The sequence below is a fragment of the Flavisphingomonas formosensis genome (genome assembly GCF_009755815.1).
Taxonomy (GTDB): domain Bacteria; phylum Pseudomonadota; class Alphaproteobacteria; order Sphingomonadales; family Sphingomonadaceae; genus Flavisphingomonas; species Flavisphingomonas formosensis.
Genome location: NZ_WRPK01000012.1, coordinates 70,268 through 87,517, shown reverse-complemented (window position 1 = coordinate 87,517; position 17,250 = coordinate 70,268). Strand labels below are relative to the sequence as shown.

Sequence of the window (17,250 nt, the reverse complement as noted above, 5' to 3'; positions counted from 1 at the left end):
GCGGCGGCCCGGAAATCCACAAAGAGACAGATCAGAGGAGAAAGGGCGCGTGCCGCAGCCTTCGGTGGCCTTCCCGCATCTGGCTGCGCCCTGGTCGCTCGGCGGACTGACCCTCGGCAATCGGCTGGTGATGGCACCCATGTCCACTTCGCTGGGGGGTAAGGACGGCGCGGTGACGCCCGAGAACATCGCTTTCTATCGCGAGCGCGTGCTCGGCGGGTTCGCGCTGATCATCGTCGAGTTCACCTGCGTCGAGGCGGCGACGGGGCGGTCCGAGGAGCATCAGCTGATCCTCGAAAGCCGGCGCATGCTGGACGGCCATCTCCGCCTCGTCGAATCGATCCATGCCGCGGGCGGCAAGGCGTTTCTCCAGCTTCAGCATGGCGGCCGCTTCGCCAATGTCCGTTTCCTGCCGGACGGCATCGTGCGCGGGCCGAGCCCAGTCTTTTCGCGCCGCGATCCATCGAGGCAGATCGTCGAGCCTTTCCGATCCGGGGATATCGATCGCCTCGTCGATGCGTTCGGCCGCGCGGCGGGGCTGGCGGCGGAGGCCGGCTATGACGGCATCGAGGTGCATGCAGCGCACGGCTATCTGCTCTCCCAATTTCTCTCGCCGCTGAGCAATCTGCGTGACGATGCGTGGGGCGGCGATGCGGAGCGACGCCTGGCTTTTCCCCACGCGGTAGCACGCGCTGTCAAGCAGGCGATCGGCGGCCGGCCGCTGTGCTTCCGCATATCGGCGGACGAGTTCGTGCCGGGCGGGCTCGGCATCGACGATATGGTGGAGATAACGCCACGGCTGGTCTCCGCCGGCGTCGACATGCTGCATGCCTCGATCGGGCGGGGGCCGGAGGCATTCGACAAGGTGATGGAGCCGATGTCCACGCCGGAAGGCTGGCGCCTGCCTTATGCGCGCAAGCTGCGCGAGGCGGCGGGTGTGCCGGTGATCGGCGTCGGCCAGATACGCTGGCCGGCCATGGCCGAGGCGGCAATCGCTGCCGGCGATTGCGATTTGATCGCACTCGGAAGGCCGTCGCTGGCCGACCCGGCCTGGCCCAATAAGGCGCTGGCGGGACGAGTCGATGAGATCCGGCCCTGCACGAGCTGCAACTGGTGCATCGCGCCAGGCCGCGAGCCAGTCGGTTGCGCGGAAAATCCGAGGGCGGGGCGCGAACTGGATCGCCCCATTCCGCCCGACGCGGGCAGGGGGCGCTGCGCCGTCGTGATCGGGGGTGGTCCCGGCGGCTTGGCGGCGGCGCTCATGCTCGACCAGGCCGGTTTCGAAACCCATTTGTTCGAGGCGCGGGGGTCGGTAGGCGGTGGCCTGATCGCCTCCGCGACGCCGCCGGGCAAGGACAAGCTGCACTGGTACCGCGATTATCTGGAGCGCAGGCTCGCATGCAGCGGCGTGCGGCTCCATCTCGGCCGGGCGGTGGAGGCGGACGAGGTGGTGGCATATCGGCCGGCTATCGCTGTCGTCGCGGCCGGCACGCGGAGCCGAGCCTTGCCGATCGAGGGCCTGGACGCGCCGATGGTGAGAGAGGCCTATGCGTTGCTGATGGGCGATGCGGAGATGCGGATCACGGCCGGCGATCGGGTGATCGTCTATGGCGGTGGCGAGACCGGCTGCGAGGCTGCGGAATATTGCGCGGAGCGGGGCGCATCGGTGCTGCTGGTCACCCGATCGCGGATCGATCAGCTCGCCCGTTCTGCCGAGCCGGTGTACCGTCACGGCCTCATGCAGCGGCTGCTGGCAAATACTGCGATCGAGATCGTCGCCGAGACGCATATCCGACGGGTGGATCAGGGTGGCGCCACGCTGTTGCTGGCAGACGGCACGGCGCGCACCGTGGAGGCTGCGCATCTACTGCTGGCGCAGGGCCGGGATCCGGACCCGCATTGTGCCGATATCTTGATCGCGGCAGGAATTCGATGTCATGTAGTGGGTGACAGCCGCACGTCGGGCCGGATCGGCGATGCGGTGCACGCTGCTTACGCCGCGGTGCGAGCGACGCTGGCGGCTGAAGCCGAAGCCGGCGGGCTCGCCTGTTGAGGCAGGCGGGAGGGGAGGAAGCGATGACCGACGAGGGCAGGCTGTGGCGCGGTCCGATTGCACCACCTGGTACGGTGGAGCTGGCGGACCGTTATGCCGTCGGGCAGCTTTGCCAAGTCTACGCGCTGGCCATGGACCTGCGCGATCTCGACATGTTGCTGAGCTGCTTCGATCCGAACGGGATCGGCAGCGGCACGGCGGGATCGGGGCCGCTGCATGATTATTTGCGGCGCACCTTCGAAAGCGCGGCCGGCTACAAGGCGACGCAGCACACCATCCTCAATCAATATGCGACCATCGACAGGGATCAGGCGGTGTGCCTGAGTTACGGTGTCGCCTATCATATTCAGCAGGATCCGGCCGTGCCGAACCTGACCGTCGGCGTGCGCTATCGCGATCTCTGCAGCCGCACCGCCCGGGGCTGGATCATCGTCGATCGGGCCGCGGCCGTCCAATGGGCCGAAGGCCCGATGCCGCAGAAAAAGAACTGATCCGACGCACCCCGATCAGGCGTGGCCCGCGATGACCGCCTGCACGGTCGACACCAGCCGCGACGTGTCACGCTCATTGTTGAACAGATGCTGCCCCAATATGCCGATCGCGAAGGGCGTCACAGAGTTGGGCACCCGCAGCGGACAGGCGATCGAATCCACCTCCACCGTATCGTTGCGCTGACAGAGCGCGAAGCCGCGCGCGCGGATCTTGCTGACGCGATCGATGAGCTGCTTCATCAGCGAAGGGCCGCGCGGGCCTATGCCGAACTCGCGCGTGCGGTCGGCCAGCTCGATGATCTCGCCATTGCTCTGCCAGGCGAGCAGCGCGCCGGCGAAATTGGTGGCCGGCCGCCAGCCGTCCTCGTCGTAGCGGACGAGTTCGCGATAGAAATCGATTGGCTTGCGATGACCGTTCCAATCGCCCTTCACCTCGGCCACGCTTTCCAGCCAGCAGTCGTTCTGCGTGGTGAGGTAGACGGTGGCGCCGGTTTCCTGGCGCAGCTTGTACATCAGCGAGCGCAGCCGCTCGCCGCCGAAGAAGCTGCGTTCGATCGCGTTGACGGTGCCGATCATCTTGTAAGACGGGGCGTAGCGCTTCGTCGTCCGGCTGAAGCACAGATAACCGCGCCGCGACAGTGTCCGCAAAATCTCGTCCGCGCTGCTATTGGGTATGCCGAGCGCCTCGCTGACGTCCACGGTCCGCGCCGGCGCATCGACCTCGGCGAAATATTCGATCACGTCCAGCGCGCGCAGACATGATTTGACGCTGGCCCGATCTCCGGTCGGGCGCGGCTGGCTTGTGCCGGCTTTCCGCTGTGCCATTATGCCTCTCCGCTCCACCTCGACGACCTTCATAGTCTTTTGTCGCCGGGCGCTGCGGTTATAGAATCCGGCCTTGTCGGGCGTCAAATCTTCTGCGCGTGGATCGCTCTTTTCTGGCCCTATTTTAACCCGTCTCGCGGCGCCTTCTGCGCTGCATGGATCGTCATTCGTCCCTTCTGGCGGCGTTATGTCCAAAAACTGCCGGTACGTCTCCTCAGTCCCGTCTTCCTTCCAGCAGGCCCTTGAGGTTCGAGGACATGATCTGCTCCAGCTGCGGCGGTGTGAACGCGGTCAGCTCGGTCAGGAAGTCGAGCGGCTTCTCGGTGCCCTCGGGATGCGGCCAGTCACTCCCGAAGAGGATGCGCGAGGTCTGCATGTGCTGGGCCAGGTCGGTGAAGCTGTCCTCGACGAAAGGGGCGACGAAGATGTGCCGGTGGAAGGCCTCCACCGGATCGCGGCGGAATTTCTGCGGCATCTGGCGATGGACATGCTGCAGAGTGCGCAGCAGGGGGCCGACCCAGTCGGCGCCATTTTCGACGCTGACGACACGCAGATCGGGGAAGCGATCGAACAGCCCGTCGCAGATCATCGCCGCGATCGTGTCCGAGATCGCGCGATCGATGATCTTGAGGCAGCTCACGAAGGGATTGGGCTCGAACGGACGCCATTCCGAGCCGCCGGTCCACATCGTGATGAACTGGTCGTAATTGGTGTCGGCGGCATGGATGGCGAGGAAGATCTTCGCCTCGGCGACGCGCGCCCAGAAGGGATCGAATTCCGGCTGCGCCATCGATCGGCCGCCGCGATAGCCCGGCACCGGGGCAGGGCGGATGCAGATGCAGCGCGCGCCCTCGCCGATCAGCCAGTCCAGCTCCGCGATCGCGCGGTCGAGATCGGCGAGCGAGATGATCGGTACGGCGAATAGCCGGCCTTCCCGCGCGAATCCCCATTCCTCCAGCGTCCACTGATTGAGCGCGTGTAGCGCATCGTGCAGCAGCTCGTGATTGTAGGACATGCGGTTCTCGATCGCCGAGAAGAGCGTCGGGAAGGTGAGCGCCGCATGGATATGGTGTTCGTCGAGCACGGCGATGCGATCCGCGCCGAAACGGAAGGAGTCGGGCGGGATGATCGACGGGCCCTGAATTTCGCGCAGGCTCAGCCCCTCGCTGTTCTGACCGCGGTAATATTTAAGATGGCTGCCGGGTGCCGCGACGCGCGAGAAAGTCGGGTTCGGAATATAGTCCGAGATCTTGGATTGGATGGCGAGCTTCTTGCGGCCGTCCACTTCCACGAAGCGAACGTCCTGGTTCCACTTCTTAGGCAGATGCCGGAACAACGCCTCTTCCGGTTCGTAAAAATGATTGTCGGCGTCATAGACCGGAAAGGGCAGGCTGTTGGCCGTCATCCTCTGAGCTCCTCATATGGGGCCGGTGATGCCGTTTCCTTCATATGGTGGTCAACGCGAAGGGAGAAGCTTCCGCCTCTCCGGAAGCTGCACGGCGCGGCAGCGAGATCGCCGGCAATTCAAGATCTTCCCACCGAAAAGTCTCGTCGATCTCAATGTTCGCTCCAATCGCCGCATGCGATGGAGATACCATCATGTGCTCGCGGCATTTCTCCGCGACTCCGGAAAGCACAGGAAGATCATTGATCGGGATCGATCCGTCTGTCCTCTTCGCTCGCGAGTCCCGGAGCAGGACCATAAGCAATAGAAGGGGAGGGATTGGTCATGGCAATGTGCCGTGCGTCGTTCGGTATTTCCGTAAGCCTCGTCGCCATTGCGGTATCCGCATCGACCGCCCGGGCACAGGGCGTCGCGACCTCGCAGCCCGAGGCGGCGGGCGCTGCCGAAGGCGGCCTGCAGGATATCGCCGTCACGGCACGACGCGTCGAGGAATCGCTGCAGCGGACGCCTATCTCGGTCTCGGCGCTTTCCGCGCGCGCTATCGACCAGGCCGGTATCCAGACGGTCGACAAGATCCAGAACGTCATGCCCAACGTTGCGGTGACGGAGGCTGCGGGCAGCATCGGCGGCACGGTTGCGTTCATTCGCGGGATCGGCGCGCAGGATCCCTCGATCGCGCTCGACGTCGCGGTCGGCACCTATCTCGACGGCATTTACATCGCCCGTAATATCGCGGCGAACCTCAATATCCTGGATATCGAGCGGATCGAGGTGCTGCGCGGCCCGCAGGGCACGCTGTTCGGCCGCAACACCACTGGCGGCGCGATCAACATCGTCACCCGCAAACCCTCGACGCAATTCCATGTCGAGGAAAAGTTCGGCGTCGCGAGCTTCGGCGAGTTCAGCAGCCGTACCACCGTCGATACCGGCGCGATCGGCAAGACCGGCCTGTCCGCCACCGCGACCTATTACCATCGCCAGCGCAACGGCTATGTCGACAACCCCTATGCGTCGGCTCATCTGGATCCCGGCGCGCTCGATACCGACGCCTTTGGCGCCAAGGTGCGCGGCCAATGGGGACGCTTCTCCGCGACATATTCCTTCGATCACAACCACACGACGGGCGTCAATCCCGCTTTCCAGATCCGCTACGCGTCGCCCGCCGTCGCCAACTATTATGCGACGCAGACGACGGGCAATCCTGTGGTGATCACGCCTGAATACCAGGATAAGCTGGGCTATGCGCCCTATGTCCAGACCATCCACAGCCACGGCCACGCGCTGAGTCTGGCGCTGGAACTGGACGATCATCTAACGCTGAAATCGATCAGCGGCTATCGCAAGTTCGTTTCGAATTTCGTCGACAGCTATTCGCCGCCGGACGTGTTTGGGCCGGTCCTCGGTTTCCCCACCGCGCAGCCGGTTGTACCCTATAGCCAGGATTATTATTACGAATTCGCGCGGCAATATTCGCAGGAATTCCAGATCTCAGGAAAATATGATCATCTGTCATTCGTCGGCGGTCTATATTATTTCAACGAGCGTACCGCTGGCGCGACGATCAGCCGCTTCACCTACGTCTTGCCAAACGGCAGCGCAGTCAACCAAGTATCACTTGCGGCTTATGGCGTCCGCTCCAAATCCTATGCGGCCTTTGGGCAGGTGAGCTATACTCCGCCGATCCTCGACGAGAAGCTCGAGCTCACCGGCGGCGTCCGTTACACCAAGGACAAGAAGGCGGCGGATCAGAGCCTGCCTCTGCTGCGTAGCGACGTGCGCAGTTTCGATAATTTCTCCTTCATGCTCAGCCTTGCCTATCGTCTGACCGGCGACATGCTGTTCTACGGCAAATACAGCACCGGCTATCGTTCAGGTGGCTTCAACGTCCGGGCAACCGCGGCGGGACAGGCGTTCTTCTTCCCGAGCGAAAAGGCGAAAGCGGGCGAGATCGGCTTCAAGTCCGAATTCCTCGACCATCGCCTGAGGATCAACCTCGCCGGATTCTACACCGATTATCGTAACCTACAGGTACCGATCTACACCAATACCGCCAGCGGAGCGACCGGCTTCACCAATCCGGCGAAGGCGACGTTCAAGGGATTCGATGCGGAGATCGAGGCATTGCCTTTCCCGCATTTCCGTCTGAGCGGCAGCGTCGGCTATGTCGATGCGCAATATCAGCATATCTTCTTCCCGGCGCCGGTGACGGGTGAACTCACCGATTATGCCGATATCGCCCATTTCCCCTATGTGCCGAAATGGACGACGAACCTGGCTGCCGAATATACGATTCCCGATACCGGGATGGGTGATTTCACACTGCGCGCCAATATGGCGAGCAACAGCCGGCGCTGGTTCTTCGCGACCAACTTGCCCAATTTCAATCCATTCAACGACAAGATCGCGAGCCGTGCCTATCAGACGGTAGATACGCGCATCACCTGGTCGAAGATTCCACTGCCCAAAGGCGTGCAGGGCGAGATGTCCTTCTTCGTGGAGAATCTGCTGAATACTCATTATCCGGTAAGCGGCATCGATTTCGGTGCGCTCGGCATCGCCGGTAACATCTACAACATACCGCGCCGCTTCGGCGCCGATTTCAGGATCAAGCTCTGATAGCGGCGATGGCGCATGACCGTGACACCTTCGCATCGCGGCATCTGCGTCAATAACCTCTCTCGACGGCGCTGCGTTTCTATCGGGAGGGCCTCGGTTTCGCGCTCCACGCCGATTACGCTATGCTCGGTTCGCCGGACATGCCGGGTCGAACCGACATTCACGGGATTCGCCTTCATCCGGTGATGATCCGCCATCCGGACGGTGTTCGCATCGAACTTATGGAGCAGATGTGCTGAAGCGGCGCGATCAGCGCCCGGATCACGTGCCCATATACTGACCGCCATTGACGTTGAGCAACGCGCCGGTGATTGGGCTGGCATCGTCGGAGAGGAAGAAGATCACCGATCGCGCGCATTCCGTATCGGTCGGGATGCGCCGCAGCGGTATCGAGGCGGTCAGCTCGGTCATCAGCGCCTCCACCGTCATGCCCCGTGCCTCGGCGCGTCCGGCGAAGCCCTGACGAAGCGGCTCGCCGTCCATCCAGCCCATCAGCGTCGCATTGACGCGGATGCCATAAGGGCCGAGTTCGGTAGCGAGCTGGCGCGTCGCCATGTCGAGCGCTGCCTTGGCGATGCCATAGCCGCCCGCGCCGTCGGTCGGTATGCGCGTGCTGAGCGTGCTCACGTTGACGATCGATCCGCCGCCGCGGGCGCGCAGATGCGGCACGGCCGCCTGGGCAAGCTCCAGCGCCCCGAAGCAGGTGACGTTCATCGCGTCGCGCCAGCTGGCCAGGTCAGCACCTTCGAAACGGCCGATCTCGAAGCGGAAAGCGCTGTTCACCAGCCCATCGATACCGCCGAACCGGTTTACTGCCGCATCGATCAGCCGTGCGCAGGCTTGCGGATCGGCGACGTCGGTGGGGACGGCCAGGGCCTCGCCGCCCGCCTCGACGATCTCGACGGCCAACTGATCGAGTAGCCCGGCCGATCGTGCGCCCAGCACGAGCTTCGCGCCGCGCTCGGCGCATTGCAACGCCAGCGTCCTGCCAAGGCCCGGGCCGACGCCGCTGATGACGACGACCTTGCCGTCGAGCGAGCGTGCTGGCGCGCTCACAGCTGATCCGTATAAATGTCGGTACCGGGAATGGTCGAGAGGAAGGGCGAGGCGAAGCTGATCGCACCGAGACCGGCGGCGGCGAAATCGGTTCCCAAGCCCCTGTAGCGATCCCAGACGCTGCGCGGATCCTCGATCGAGAAATAGAGTTGCAGAACATGGGTGCCTTCGCTCGTCGGCACGTCGGCCGGCCGATCGGCCAGCATCGGGATCGGATCGGCGAGCAACATCACGTCCGCCGGGCATTCGCGGCCGGCATGGAAGGCACGCACGTCCGCCGTGGTGATGCCAGGCGCGAGCTGGCCGAGGGCGGCGACGACGCCGCCATAATGACGATCGAGCGCCAGCTCGATCGGCATGGTGCTGCCGGGCTCATTAAATTCGGCAGCATAATTGTAGAGTCCGGTATGGACATGGTCGCGCTCGGCGAACATCCGCGCATCGGCGTGGAGGCGGTTCACCTGATCGACCGCCCAGCGGTTCCAATCGTCATGGGCGCCGTCCAGCACCCAATAGACGGCCAGATAGGATCCACGCGACCGATCGATGTCGCCGGGATTGTCGGTGCCGTAGCGTAGCGCCTTGCAGTCGCGCGTGGCGACGTAACGTGAACCGGCGAATTGATGTGCGCCGATCATACATCCAGCATAGAAATGGTCACGCTCATACCAGCGGTTGAACGCGACTTCATGTCCCGGGCGCGGTTGTACGACGGTGAAGAGCAGGGATCCGACGCGGACCGGCCGGTCGTGGCGCGGCACGTCGGGCCGGCTGTAACGCTGTTCGCTGGCGTTCAAGGTCTCTCTCCATCCTTGCTCGACTTTGGCGAACGGATGGAAGCGGCGCAGGAAAGGGTCAAGGCGCGCGCCGAGTGCTTCCGGCTGCACGGAATCGACCGGTCTGCGATGGCAATCGACTGGTTCGGGCCTATTGTGAGAAGACCGAGGCTTGGTCGCGACCCGTCCGCTGGGTCGATAGGGCAGGCGGTCGTGACGCATGATCTCGTGACGAGGGAGTGACCAAGCGCGCCATTGATCCCGGGCGCTATCCGCACAGGCGGCGGCTCAGAATTTCTCCATGCGCGGCGTTGACGACGCCGATCTACGCCTCGTCGCCCCGGCCTTTTCCGGTCAATGCCGACCGCGTGGCAGATGCAGGGCGGTTTCCGCGATCACGCTGCGATGCACCTCGCTGGTGCCGCCGTAAATGGTCTGCGCGATCGACTGGCGAAACATCCGCTCGATCTCGGCGAGGGGACCATCCTCGGCCAGCAGCGACCAGGGCGCCGCGACCTCCATCAGCATCTCCGCATCCGCCATATAGGTCTCGGTCGCGAACAGCTTGGACATCGGGCCGAAGGCGCGTTCCGCCTTGCCGACCGCGGCCGCCCAGACGGCCCGCCGGCAGAGCAGATCGGCGATCAGCGTGTGGGTGGCGACCTCCGCGATCCTTCGTCGCACGTCCGGATCGTCGATTGGGCGGCGGCCCGACGGATCGACGGCCTTCGCCCAGCGAACTGCGGAATCGAGCAGGCTCCACTGGTAGATATGATAACCCTCGCCGCTGTGTTCCTGCTTCATCGCGGCCGCCATCACGCCAATGCCGTCGTTCACCTCTCCGAGACGATAGCGATCGGGCACGATGACATTGCCGTAAAATGTAATGTTGGTCCGTTCGTCCTGTAGCGTATGGACCGGCTGGATGGCGACGCCCTCCAGGTTCAGCGGAACGAAGAACAGGGTGAGGCCGCGATGCTTGCTGGCTTCCGGATCGGTGCGCGTGAGCAGCAGCACATAATCGCTGATGTGCGCGCCGGTGGTGAACATCTTCTGGCCTTCGATCACCCAGTGATCGCCTTCGCGGCGCGCACGCGTGCGGGTCGAATAGACGTCGGAGCCGGCCTCCGGCTCGGTGAAGCCGAGGCAGGACAGTGCTTCGCCCGCGCCGATACGCGGCAGCACTTCCTGACGCAGTTCGGGCGAGCCGAACATCATCACCATGCGCGCGCCCATCGCCGTGATACCGATCGGCACGCGCGTCCAGCGGAACTCCTCGAAGACATGCGCGAGCGCGGAGACTTCGAACGGCGTGCGCTCGCTGCCGCCCCATTCGTTCGGCCAGTCTGGATAGGCGAGGCCCGCCGCGGCGAGCGCGCGATGAAATTCCGGATCGTGGCCGTCGGTGGAGGGATCGGCCATGGCACGCAGCGCGTCGGTCATGTGGCTGCGGAAGAAGGCGCGCACCTCTTCAGCATAGCGGTCCGCGGCTTCGCCGAAACCGAACTCCATGCCGATCGCGCCTGGCGGTGGCAGGGGCTGTGCAGGGGCCAGCCAGAGCCGGTCGCCGATCTCGACAAGGGCATCTTCGGGATCGCCGAAGAGCAATGCCTGCGCGCTGATCCAGCGGAAGAAGAGCTGGATGTCATATTCGAGGGAGAGGCCGTAGCCGCCAAAGGTGCGCAAAGCGCGCCGCGCCGCGCGCCGGGCGATGCCGGCCGCCCACCAGCTGGATTGGGAGACGCCGGCCGCGGCATCGCCGCGTCCACGCGCGATCGCCCAGGCGGCGCGTCGCGTCAGCAACGTCGCACCCTCTATCTCGGTCAACGAGTCGGCAAGCGGATGGCCGATTGCCTGGAAAGCGCCGATCGGCTGACCGAACTGCTTGCGTTCCCGCGCATAGTCAGCCGCCAGTTCGACGGCACGCCGCGCAGCCGCGGCGACCGCTGCGGCGTTGAGTAGTTTCCATTCCTCGATCGCGCCAGCCATCAGCGCATGCGCGTCGGTTCCGGCCGCGAGAGTGATCGCCTCGGTGCCGGCATGCGCCGTCGGGCCGATCGGCGAAATGGCGAGCCGCGCGGGCCTGCGCGCAGGCGTGCGGGCGGAGATGATGATGGCCTCGCCGTCGAGCGCGAGCACGGCGTCGGCGATGGCGCCCGCCGGTGTCGCGGGGCCGGGCAGGGCGAGGGTGACGATCGCAGCGCCCGTCCGCAGCTTGTCGAGCCAAGCGGCCGCGGCCGGGGTTGCGATGCCGGCGAGCACGCGTGCCGCCACCAGCGTCTCGATCACCGGCGCCGGAGCGAGGTGCCGGCCGCTTTCCTCGGCCACGACGATCGCGTCCAGCAGGCTCAGTCCACTGCCGCCCGCGGCCTCCGGCACGCGCAGCAGCGGCAGGCCAAAACCCGTCAGCGTCTCCCACAAAGCGGGGCAGAAGCCGACCGGCTGGGCAGTGCGCACGGCGGCAAGCGTCGCATGGGCGGCAAGCAGCTTGCGCAGTTCCTGGCGGAGCAGTTCCTGCTCATCACTGAAATCGAGGTTCATTCCTTGCTTCCCGCTGGTCGTCTCGCGGGCCTGCCTGCCTGTCCCGTGGCGGTCAAACACGGTGAGAAAGCTTCCGCAGAGCCGGAAGAGCCATATGGGCGATGGCGGGGCGGTCTTGCTCTGATACGGTGCGCGGGATGAGGCGGCAAAGGGCCCGAACGAGCGCGAATGGGAGAGGCAATGAGCTATATCGACTATGAAGTGCAGGATGCGATCGCGCTGATCACGCTCAATCGTCCTGACCGGCGCAACGCGCAGAACCAGGACTTCCTGGAGCAGCTCGATGCCGCCTGGGACAAGGCAGCCCAGGATGGCACGGTGCGTGTGATCCTGCTCAAGGCGAATGGACCGCATTTTTCGGCCGGCCACGATCTCACCCAGGACGAGACCAATGCGCGCACGATGGCGCAGACACTCGGCGACATTCCCAATACCGGCATGCTCAACCTGCACAATTGGGAGCAGCGTTATTATCTCGGCCTCTCCCGCAAATGGCGGGACATCCCCAAGCCGTCGATCGCGGCGGTGCAGGGTGCCTGCATCGCTGGCGGGCTCATGCTCTGCTGGCCTTGTGACCTGATCATCGCGGCGGACAATGCCAAGTTCAGCGATCCCGTAATCCGGATGGGAATCGGCGGCGTCGAATATCATGGCCATACCTGGGAGTTCGGTGCCCGCAAGGCCAAGGAACTCTTGTTCACCGGCCGCAGCATCGATGCGGAGACTGCATGCGCTCTCGGCATGGTCAATCGCGTCGTGCCGCTCGACGGCCTCGTCGACGCGGCGATGGAATTGGCGCGTGAAATCGCGCAGATGCATCCCCATGCCCTTGCCATGGCCAAGCGCGCGGTGAACCAGACTCTCGATATCCAGGGCCAGCAGGCGGCGCTGCAGGCCTGCTTCGACATCCATCAGCTCGGCCATGCCAGCGCCTATGCGCAGAGCGGGCAGGTGATCCTGACCGGGCTGCAGGGTATGAAGGACAAGCAATAGATGCTGCGCCAGTCGCTGGATGATGGCGTCCTCACCATCACGCTCGACCGGCCCGACCGGCTGAACGCTCTCACCATCGGGCTCACCCATCGCCTGATCGCGGCGCTGCGCGATGCCGCGCGCGATCCCGGCGTGCGCGCGCTCATCCTCACCGGAGCCGGCCGCGGTTTCTGCGCGGGCTTCGACGTTCGCGACGGAGCGCTCACCGATGGCGAGGATCCGATCGAGGCGAAATGGGCGGACAGTCCCGTTTGGAACAGTATCGAAGGCGTCGCCGGCCGGCTGATCGAGCATGCCGAGGCGGCGATCCTGCTGCACAGCATGCCGAAGCCGACGATCGCGATGGTGCGCGGCGCGGCAGCCGGCAGCGGGCTGATCCTCGCGGCGGCCTGCGACTTTCGCATCGCCGCCGAGGGTGCGGTGTTCAAGACGGCTTTCGCCGGCGTCGGGCGATGTGGCGATCCTGGCGGAAGCTATTATGTCACCAAGCTGGTCGGCCCGGCGATGGCACGCGAACTCTACATGCTCGACGAACGCATCGATGCAGTGGATGCGAAACGCATCGGTCTCGTCAATCGCGTCGCGGCCGATGCGGAGCTGGAGACTGTAACCCAGGCCTTTGCCCGCCGTCTCGCCGATGGGCCAACACTTGCCTATGGCTATATCAAACGTAACCTCAACGCCGCGGAAACCGCGGCCTTGGAAGAGATCGTCCGCATGGAAGCCTATGGCAATGCGCGTACCAGCATGTCCCGCGATGCGCGGGAGGCGACGGAAGCCTTTATTGCGAAACGGGTGCCGCGGTTCGAGGGAATGTGATGCGTAACGGGTGCAAATCGATCTGCGGCAGGAGGCCTATCCAATCGATCATGTAGACGGCTGATCCTTTCTCCGGTCTCTTCCGCGCGGAACACGAATTCGTGCTTTGTTCCAAGTTGAGCGACGCTGTTCGGCATGGCGAAGTCACTTTGCCGCAAAGTTGGAGATAGGGCAGAGAGGCGCGAAATCGATCGAGCCACGGCCCGAAGAGGACCGAAAAAGCGGACGGGAGGACGGCTCCCGTACCGCCCCATTGTCATGCATGGCTTTACGTAAGCGAAAAAGACGGATAGGGGGCTGATCTTGCTAATGTGCAAGTGCTGCTGTTCCGGAAAGGTCGAGTTATGGCAGAGGAAAATGATCTGGTCACGATGACCATTGAAGTAGTGGCGAGCTACGTTGCTCACAACAATCTTCGTCCTGAAGATGTGCCGGCATTCATCGCTTCAACTCATGCTGCGATCTCCTCGCTCGAGAAGTCAGCCGAGGGCGGGTCGGAAGGTGATGTCCCTGCAGCTCAGCCGGCAGTGTCCGTTCGCAAGAGCCTGTCGTCGCCGAGCCACATTCTCTCGCTGATCGACGGTAAACCCTATAAGACCTTGAAGCGTCACCTTGCCGCCAACGGCCTGACGCCTGCTCAATATCGCGAACGTTTCGGTCTGAAGGCCGATTATCCGATGGTCGCTCGCGCCTATTCGGAAGAGCGTCGTGCGGTTGCCGAGCGGCTCGGCCTCGGCCGCAAGCCTAAGGCCGGCAAGCCCGTTCCGGCGGCCCCGGCTGCCGCTCCGGCGCCTGTTGCAACCCCGGCAGCCCCCGCGGCTCCCAAGACCGAAGCCAAGGCTCCGCGCGCCAAGAGCAAGCCGGCGGCCGCTCCGAAAGCTGTCGCGCAGCCGAAGGCCGAGGTCGCTGCAAAGCCGGCGAAGGCCGTAGCGAAAGCTCCTGCCGCTGCGCCCAAGGCTGCTGCTGACGCAAAGGCGCCTGCAGTGCCCAAGGCTGCTGCCGCATCGAAGGCTGCCAAGGCCGAGGTTGCACCAAAAGCTCCTAAAGCCGCTGCCGCGTCGAAGGCTCCGGCCGTTGCGGCAGCCGCGCCGGCGAAGGGCGCTCGCGCTCCGCGCGCCAAGAAGGCGGATGCCCCCGCTTCCTGATCGAACGTTCGGTAAGTCTTCATCCCGGGCCGCATAATATTGCGGCCCGGGCTTTGCCATGATGGGATATCCTGTGGGGGAGAACCAGGGGCGGTCCCATGCGTGTTCCCTTGGTCGATCAATCGTTGCACCGATGTTTGTGAGAATTCGGATGGCAAGGTGTAGCCGCGATGTCTCCTGATCTCTATCGGAAGTGACCAGCCGCTCGCCCAAGGGCGAGTATAGAAAAATTCAGCGGCATCGCTGCGGATCTGGCGTCGGTTTCGACAGATGAGGCGCCCGAAGCAGAGCGCGATCCAGATTTTCGCGGGAGCCGTACATAAGTTTTCATTAAGCTTCCGGCTTCGAGATCGTTGGATCAGGTGCATCCCGATGCCCCGGCAGTATGAGGCTCGCTACCAAATCGCTCAAAGCTCATATAATGTTGAGAGGCCCGGCGGGTTGATAATTATATCCGATATAAGATAAAGACGCGAATCCTCTTCTTTAAAGAGGTTCCTCGAGCAGTCAGATTGGATCGCTCTAATATATTCTCAAAACCATCTGATTTCGGAGATACTGCGGCCATATCGAGCCTCCCAGGAAAAGCTTGTGGTGAACACGGCTTTCAGACGCGTGGCCTCGATTCCCGCTTCCGGCGGGAAGAGAGCTCATGAGGGGATCTTCGGAGGACTGGCATACTATTGATGATCATACGGCTGCCCCCGAAATGTCCTAATCGGCGGGATAGAATCCGAGCAACTGGCACGCCGCAATAGTGTTTCCTGAACGGACGCGGCTGCTCGCGCTGCCATATTTCCGGGTTGAGTTTGTGATCGATGCGTTTGGTTATCGTGTGATACCGTGATCGATCCTATAAAAAAGAGGAGGCCCAGCCTAGGCTGGACCTCCCAATCGGGTCAACCTCCGGATGCTCGGTGCATCGGATCGGGGCAGAAACCACCCCGAACTGAAGGGAGTGGCAGTGCATTAGCGTGGGGTGGCGGCCGCTGCGACTCCAATCTGCACCGATTCGGTTCGATCCACCGTGGTCTTTGAGCAATCCTTAGGCGTGATGCTGCAGTCCCTCAGGTCGCTTTGGATCGCGCATAGGCTTGGCTGCCACGGGTGAACAGCCTATCGCTTGGCAGGATCGCGTCGACCTCAAGATCGGGCTGGCCCGCCATATTCGCATAGATCGGCCCGAAATCCGTTTCCAGCGTCTGGGCGAGCAACTGCTCGAAACTCTCAATGACGAAATAATTCTGCTGATAATCGTCGATCCGGTAACGGGTGCGCATCAACCGTTGGAGATCGAAACCGATGCGATTGGGCGATGGATCGTCCAGTGCGAAAACGGATTCACCATGGGAGGAGGCGATGCCGGCGCCATAGATGCGCATGCCCTCGTCCGTTTGGATCAGCCCGAATTCGACCGTGTACCAATAAAGCCGCGACAGCCGCTCGATCGCGCCCAGCCCGGCCGCGCGTCGTCCGCCTTCGCCATAGGCTTGCATATAGTCGGCGAACACCGGGTTGGCGAGCAGGGGCACATGGCCGAACACGTCGTGGAAGACGTCGGGCTCCTGCAGATAGTCCAGCTGCTCCGGCGTACGGATAAAGCGGCCCGCGACGAACCGCCGATTGGCGAGATGATCGAAGAATATATCGTCCGGGACCAGGCCCGGGACCGCCACGACCTGCCAGCCAGTGGCCTTCATCAGCCGATCCGAAAGCTCCTCGAAATCGGGGATTCCGGGCTTGGACATGCGCAACACGTCGAGCCCCTGGAGAAACTCCGGCGCGACGCGTCCGGGCAGCATGCGCGCCTGGCGATCGAACAGCCTGTCCCACATCGCATGTTCGGCGGCGGTATAGCTCTGCCAATCCTGCGGGATGGTCCAGTCTTGGAATGCGCCCTCCGGGCACCGGATATCGTTTTGTGCCATGAAGCGAACGTCTCACGATATCGCTGAAATTACCTTTCAAAATGCGAGGTAATGGGCTTAACTTTGAAAGAGACGTTTCAACAATGGCTTAGATATGAAATCCACAGTCGAGCTCGATTCGATCGATCGCCGCATCCTCGAAGCGCTGCAGGAGAATGCGTTGCTGAGCAATGCCGAGCTTGCCGACCGTGTTGGCAGTTCCGCTGCCTCCTGCTGGCGCCGCGTACGGGCGCTCGAGGTTGCTGGCGTGCTCGGCCCGGCGGTGCGGTTGCTCGATCCGGCAGCAGTCGATCGCGGCGTCAACGTATTGTGCAATGTGCGCATGCGGAGCCATTCGCGCGAGTCGATCGGACAGTTTGAGATTTTCGTGCGCGGGCGTCCCGAGATCATGGAGTGCTATTCGATGTCGGGCGAGTGGGATTATCTGCTGCGGATCGTCGTCGCCGACGTCGCGGATTATGAGCATTTCCTAATGCGCGTCCTGCTGGAGCATCCTTCGGTCGGCGGCGCGGCTTCCCATTTCGCCTTGTCGCAGACCAAATATACGACCAAATTGCCCGTATGAGCCGCATCTGGCGGAGCAATTGCAGCTGCCACCCGAA

General features: G+C 63.4%; 13 protein-coding genes. 7 read left to right on the top strand and 6 right to left on the bottom strand.

What is annotated here, in order from left to right; translation table 11 throughout:
- Positions 1-49 precede the first annotated feature (49 nt).
- Positions 50-2,053: an oxidoreductase gene (locus GQY20_RS26645; RefSeq protein WP_232476270.1), complete on the top strand. Its 2,004-nt coding sequence runs from the start codon at positions 50-52 to the stop codon at positions 2,051-2,053.
- Between the two features lie 23 nt (positions 2,054-2,076).
- A complete protein-coding gene (locus GQY20_RS26640; protein WP_157220210.1) occupies positions 2,077-2,544 on the top strand; it encodes a nuclear transport factor 2 family protein in 468 nt (155 codons plus the stop codon).
- Positions 2,545-2,559: 15 nt separating this feature from the next.
- Here the strand turns inward: GQY20_RS26640 and GQY20_RS26635 are convergent, their stop codons facing one another.
- Together GQY20_RS26635 and GQY20_RS26630 are read right to left on the bottom strand one after the other, a co-directional pair.
- Positions 2,560-3,369 (bottom strand): IclR family transcriptional regulator, encoded by an 810-nt coding sequence (locus GQY20_RS26635; RefSeq protein WP_198351224.1) that lies wholly within the window; start codon positions 3,367-3,369, stop codon positions 2,560-2,562.
- 214 nt (positions 3,370-3,583) lie between these two features.
- On the bottom strand, positions 3,584-4,774 hold the full coding sequence (locus tag GQY20_RS26630; protein ID WP_157220208.1) for an amidohydrolase family protein: 1,191 nt from the start codon (positions 4,772-4,774) through the stop codon (positions 3,584-3,586).
- A gap of 324 nt (positions 4,775-5,098) precedes the next feature.
- On the opposite strand from GQY20_RS26630, the gene GQY20_RS26625 reads away from it, so the two are divergent.
- Entirely contained in the window at positions 5,099-7,390 is a 2,292-nt protein-coding gene (locus tag GQY20_RS26625) for a TonB-dependent receptor (RefSeq protein ID WP_157220207.1), read from the top strand.
- Between the two features lie 261 nt (positions 7,391-7,651).
- Here GQY20_RS26625 and GQY20_RS26620 read toward each other — a convergent pair whose 3' ends face one another.
- The 3 genes from GQY20_RS26620 to GQY20_RS26615 all read right to left on the bottom strand — a co-directional run bounded on the left by GQY20_RS26620 (position 7,652) and on the right by GQY20_RS26615 (position 11,763).
- Positions 7,652-8,446 (bottom strand): SDR family oxidoreductase, encoded by a 795-nt coding sequence (locus tag GQY20_RS26620; RefSeq protein ID WP_232476269.1) that lies wholly within the window; start codon positions 8,444-8,446, stop codon positions 7,652-7,654.
- Entirely contained in the window at positions 8,443-9,243 is an 801-nt protein-coding gene (locus tag GQY20_RS32690; RefSeq protein ID WP_232476268.1) for a hypothetical protein, read from the bottom strand. Before GQY20_RS32690 ends, GQY20_RS26620 begins: the two co-directional genes overlap by 4 nt.
- Before the next feature lie 333 nt (positions 9,244-9,576).
- On the bottom strand, positions 9,577-11,763 hold the full coding sequence (locus tag GQY20_RS26615) for an acyl-CoA dehydrogenase (protein ID WP_157220205.1): 2,187 nt from the start codon (positions 11,761-11,763) through the stop codon (positions 9,577-9,579).
- 180 nt (positions 11,764-11,943) lie between these two features.
- Here GQY20_RS26615 and GQY20_RS26610 point away from each other — a divergent pair, with 180 nt between their 5' ends.
- From GQY20_RS26610 to GQY20_RS26600, 3 genes are all read left to right on the top strand, one after another.
- On the top strand, positions 11,944-12,756 hold the full coding sequence (locus GQY20_RS26610; protein ID WP_157220204.1) for an enoyl-CoA hydratase: 813 nt from the start codon (positions 11,944-11,946) through the stop codon (positions 12,754-12,756).
- Positions 12,757-13,575: an enoyl-CoA hydratase-related protein gene (locus tag GQY20_RS26605; protein WP_157220203.1), complete on the top strand. Its 819-nt coding sequence runs from the start codon at positions 12,757-12,759 to the stop codon at positions 13,573-13,575.
- A 344-nt stretch (positions 13,576-13,919) separates the two neighbouring features.
- Positions 13,920-14,720 (top strand): MucR family transcriptional regulator, encoded by an 801-nt coding sequence (locus GQY20_RS26600; RefSeq protein ID WP_157220202.1) that lies wholly within the window; start codon positions 13,920-13,922, stop codon positions 14,718-14,720.
- Positions 14,721-15,787: 1,067 nt separating this feature from the next.
- On the opposite strand, the gene phhA is transcribed toward GQY20_RS26600, so the two are convergent.
- Positions 15,788-16,648: a phenylalanine 4-monooxygenase gene (gene phhA / locus GQY20_RS26595; RefSeq protein WP_157220201.1), complete on the bottom strand. Its 861-nt coding sequence runs from the start codon at positions 16,646-16,648 to the stop codon at positions 15,788-15,790.
- A 94-nt stretch (positions 16,649-16,742) separates the two neighbouring features.
- Between phhA and GQY20_RS26590 the strand changes: the two genes are divergently transcribed.
- Positions 16,743-17,213, top strand: a complete 471-nt coding sequence (locus tag GQY20_RS26590; protein ID WP_157220200.1) for an Lrp/AsnC family transcriptional regulator — start codon at positions 16,743-16,745, stop codon at positions 17,211-17,213.
- Positions 17,214-17,250: the final 37 nt, after the last annotated feature.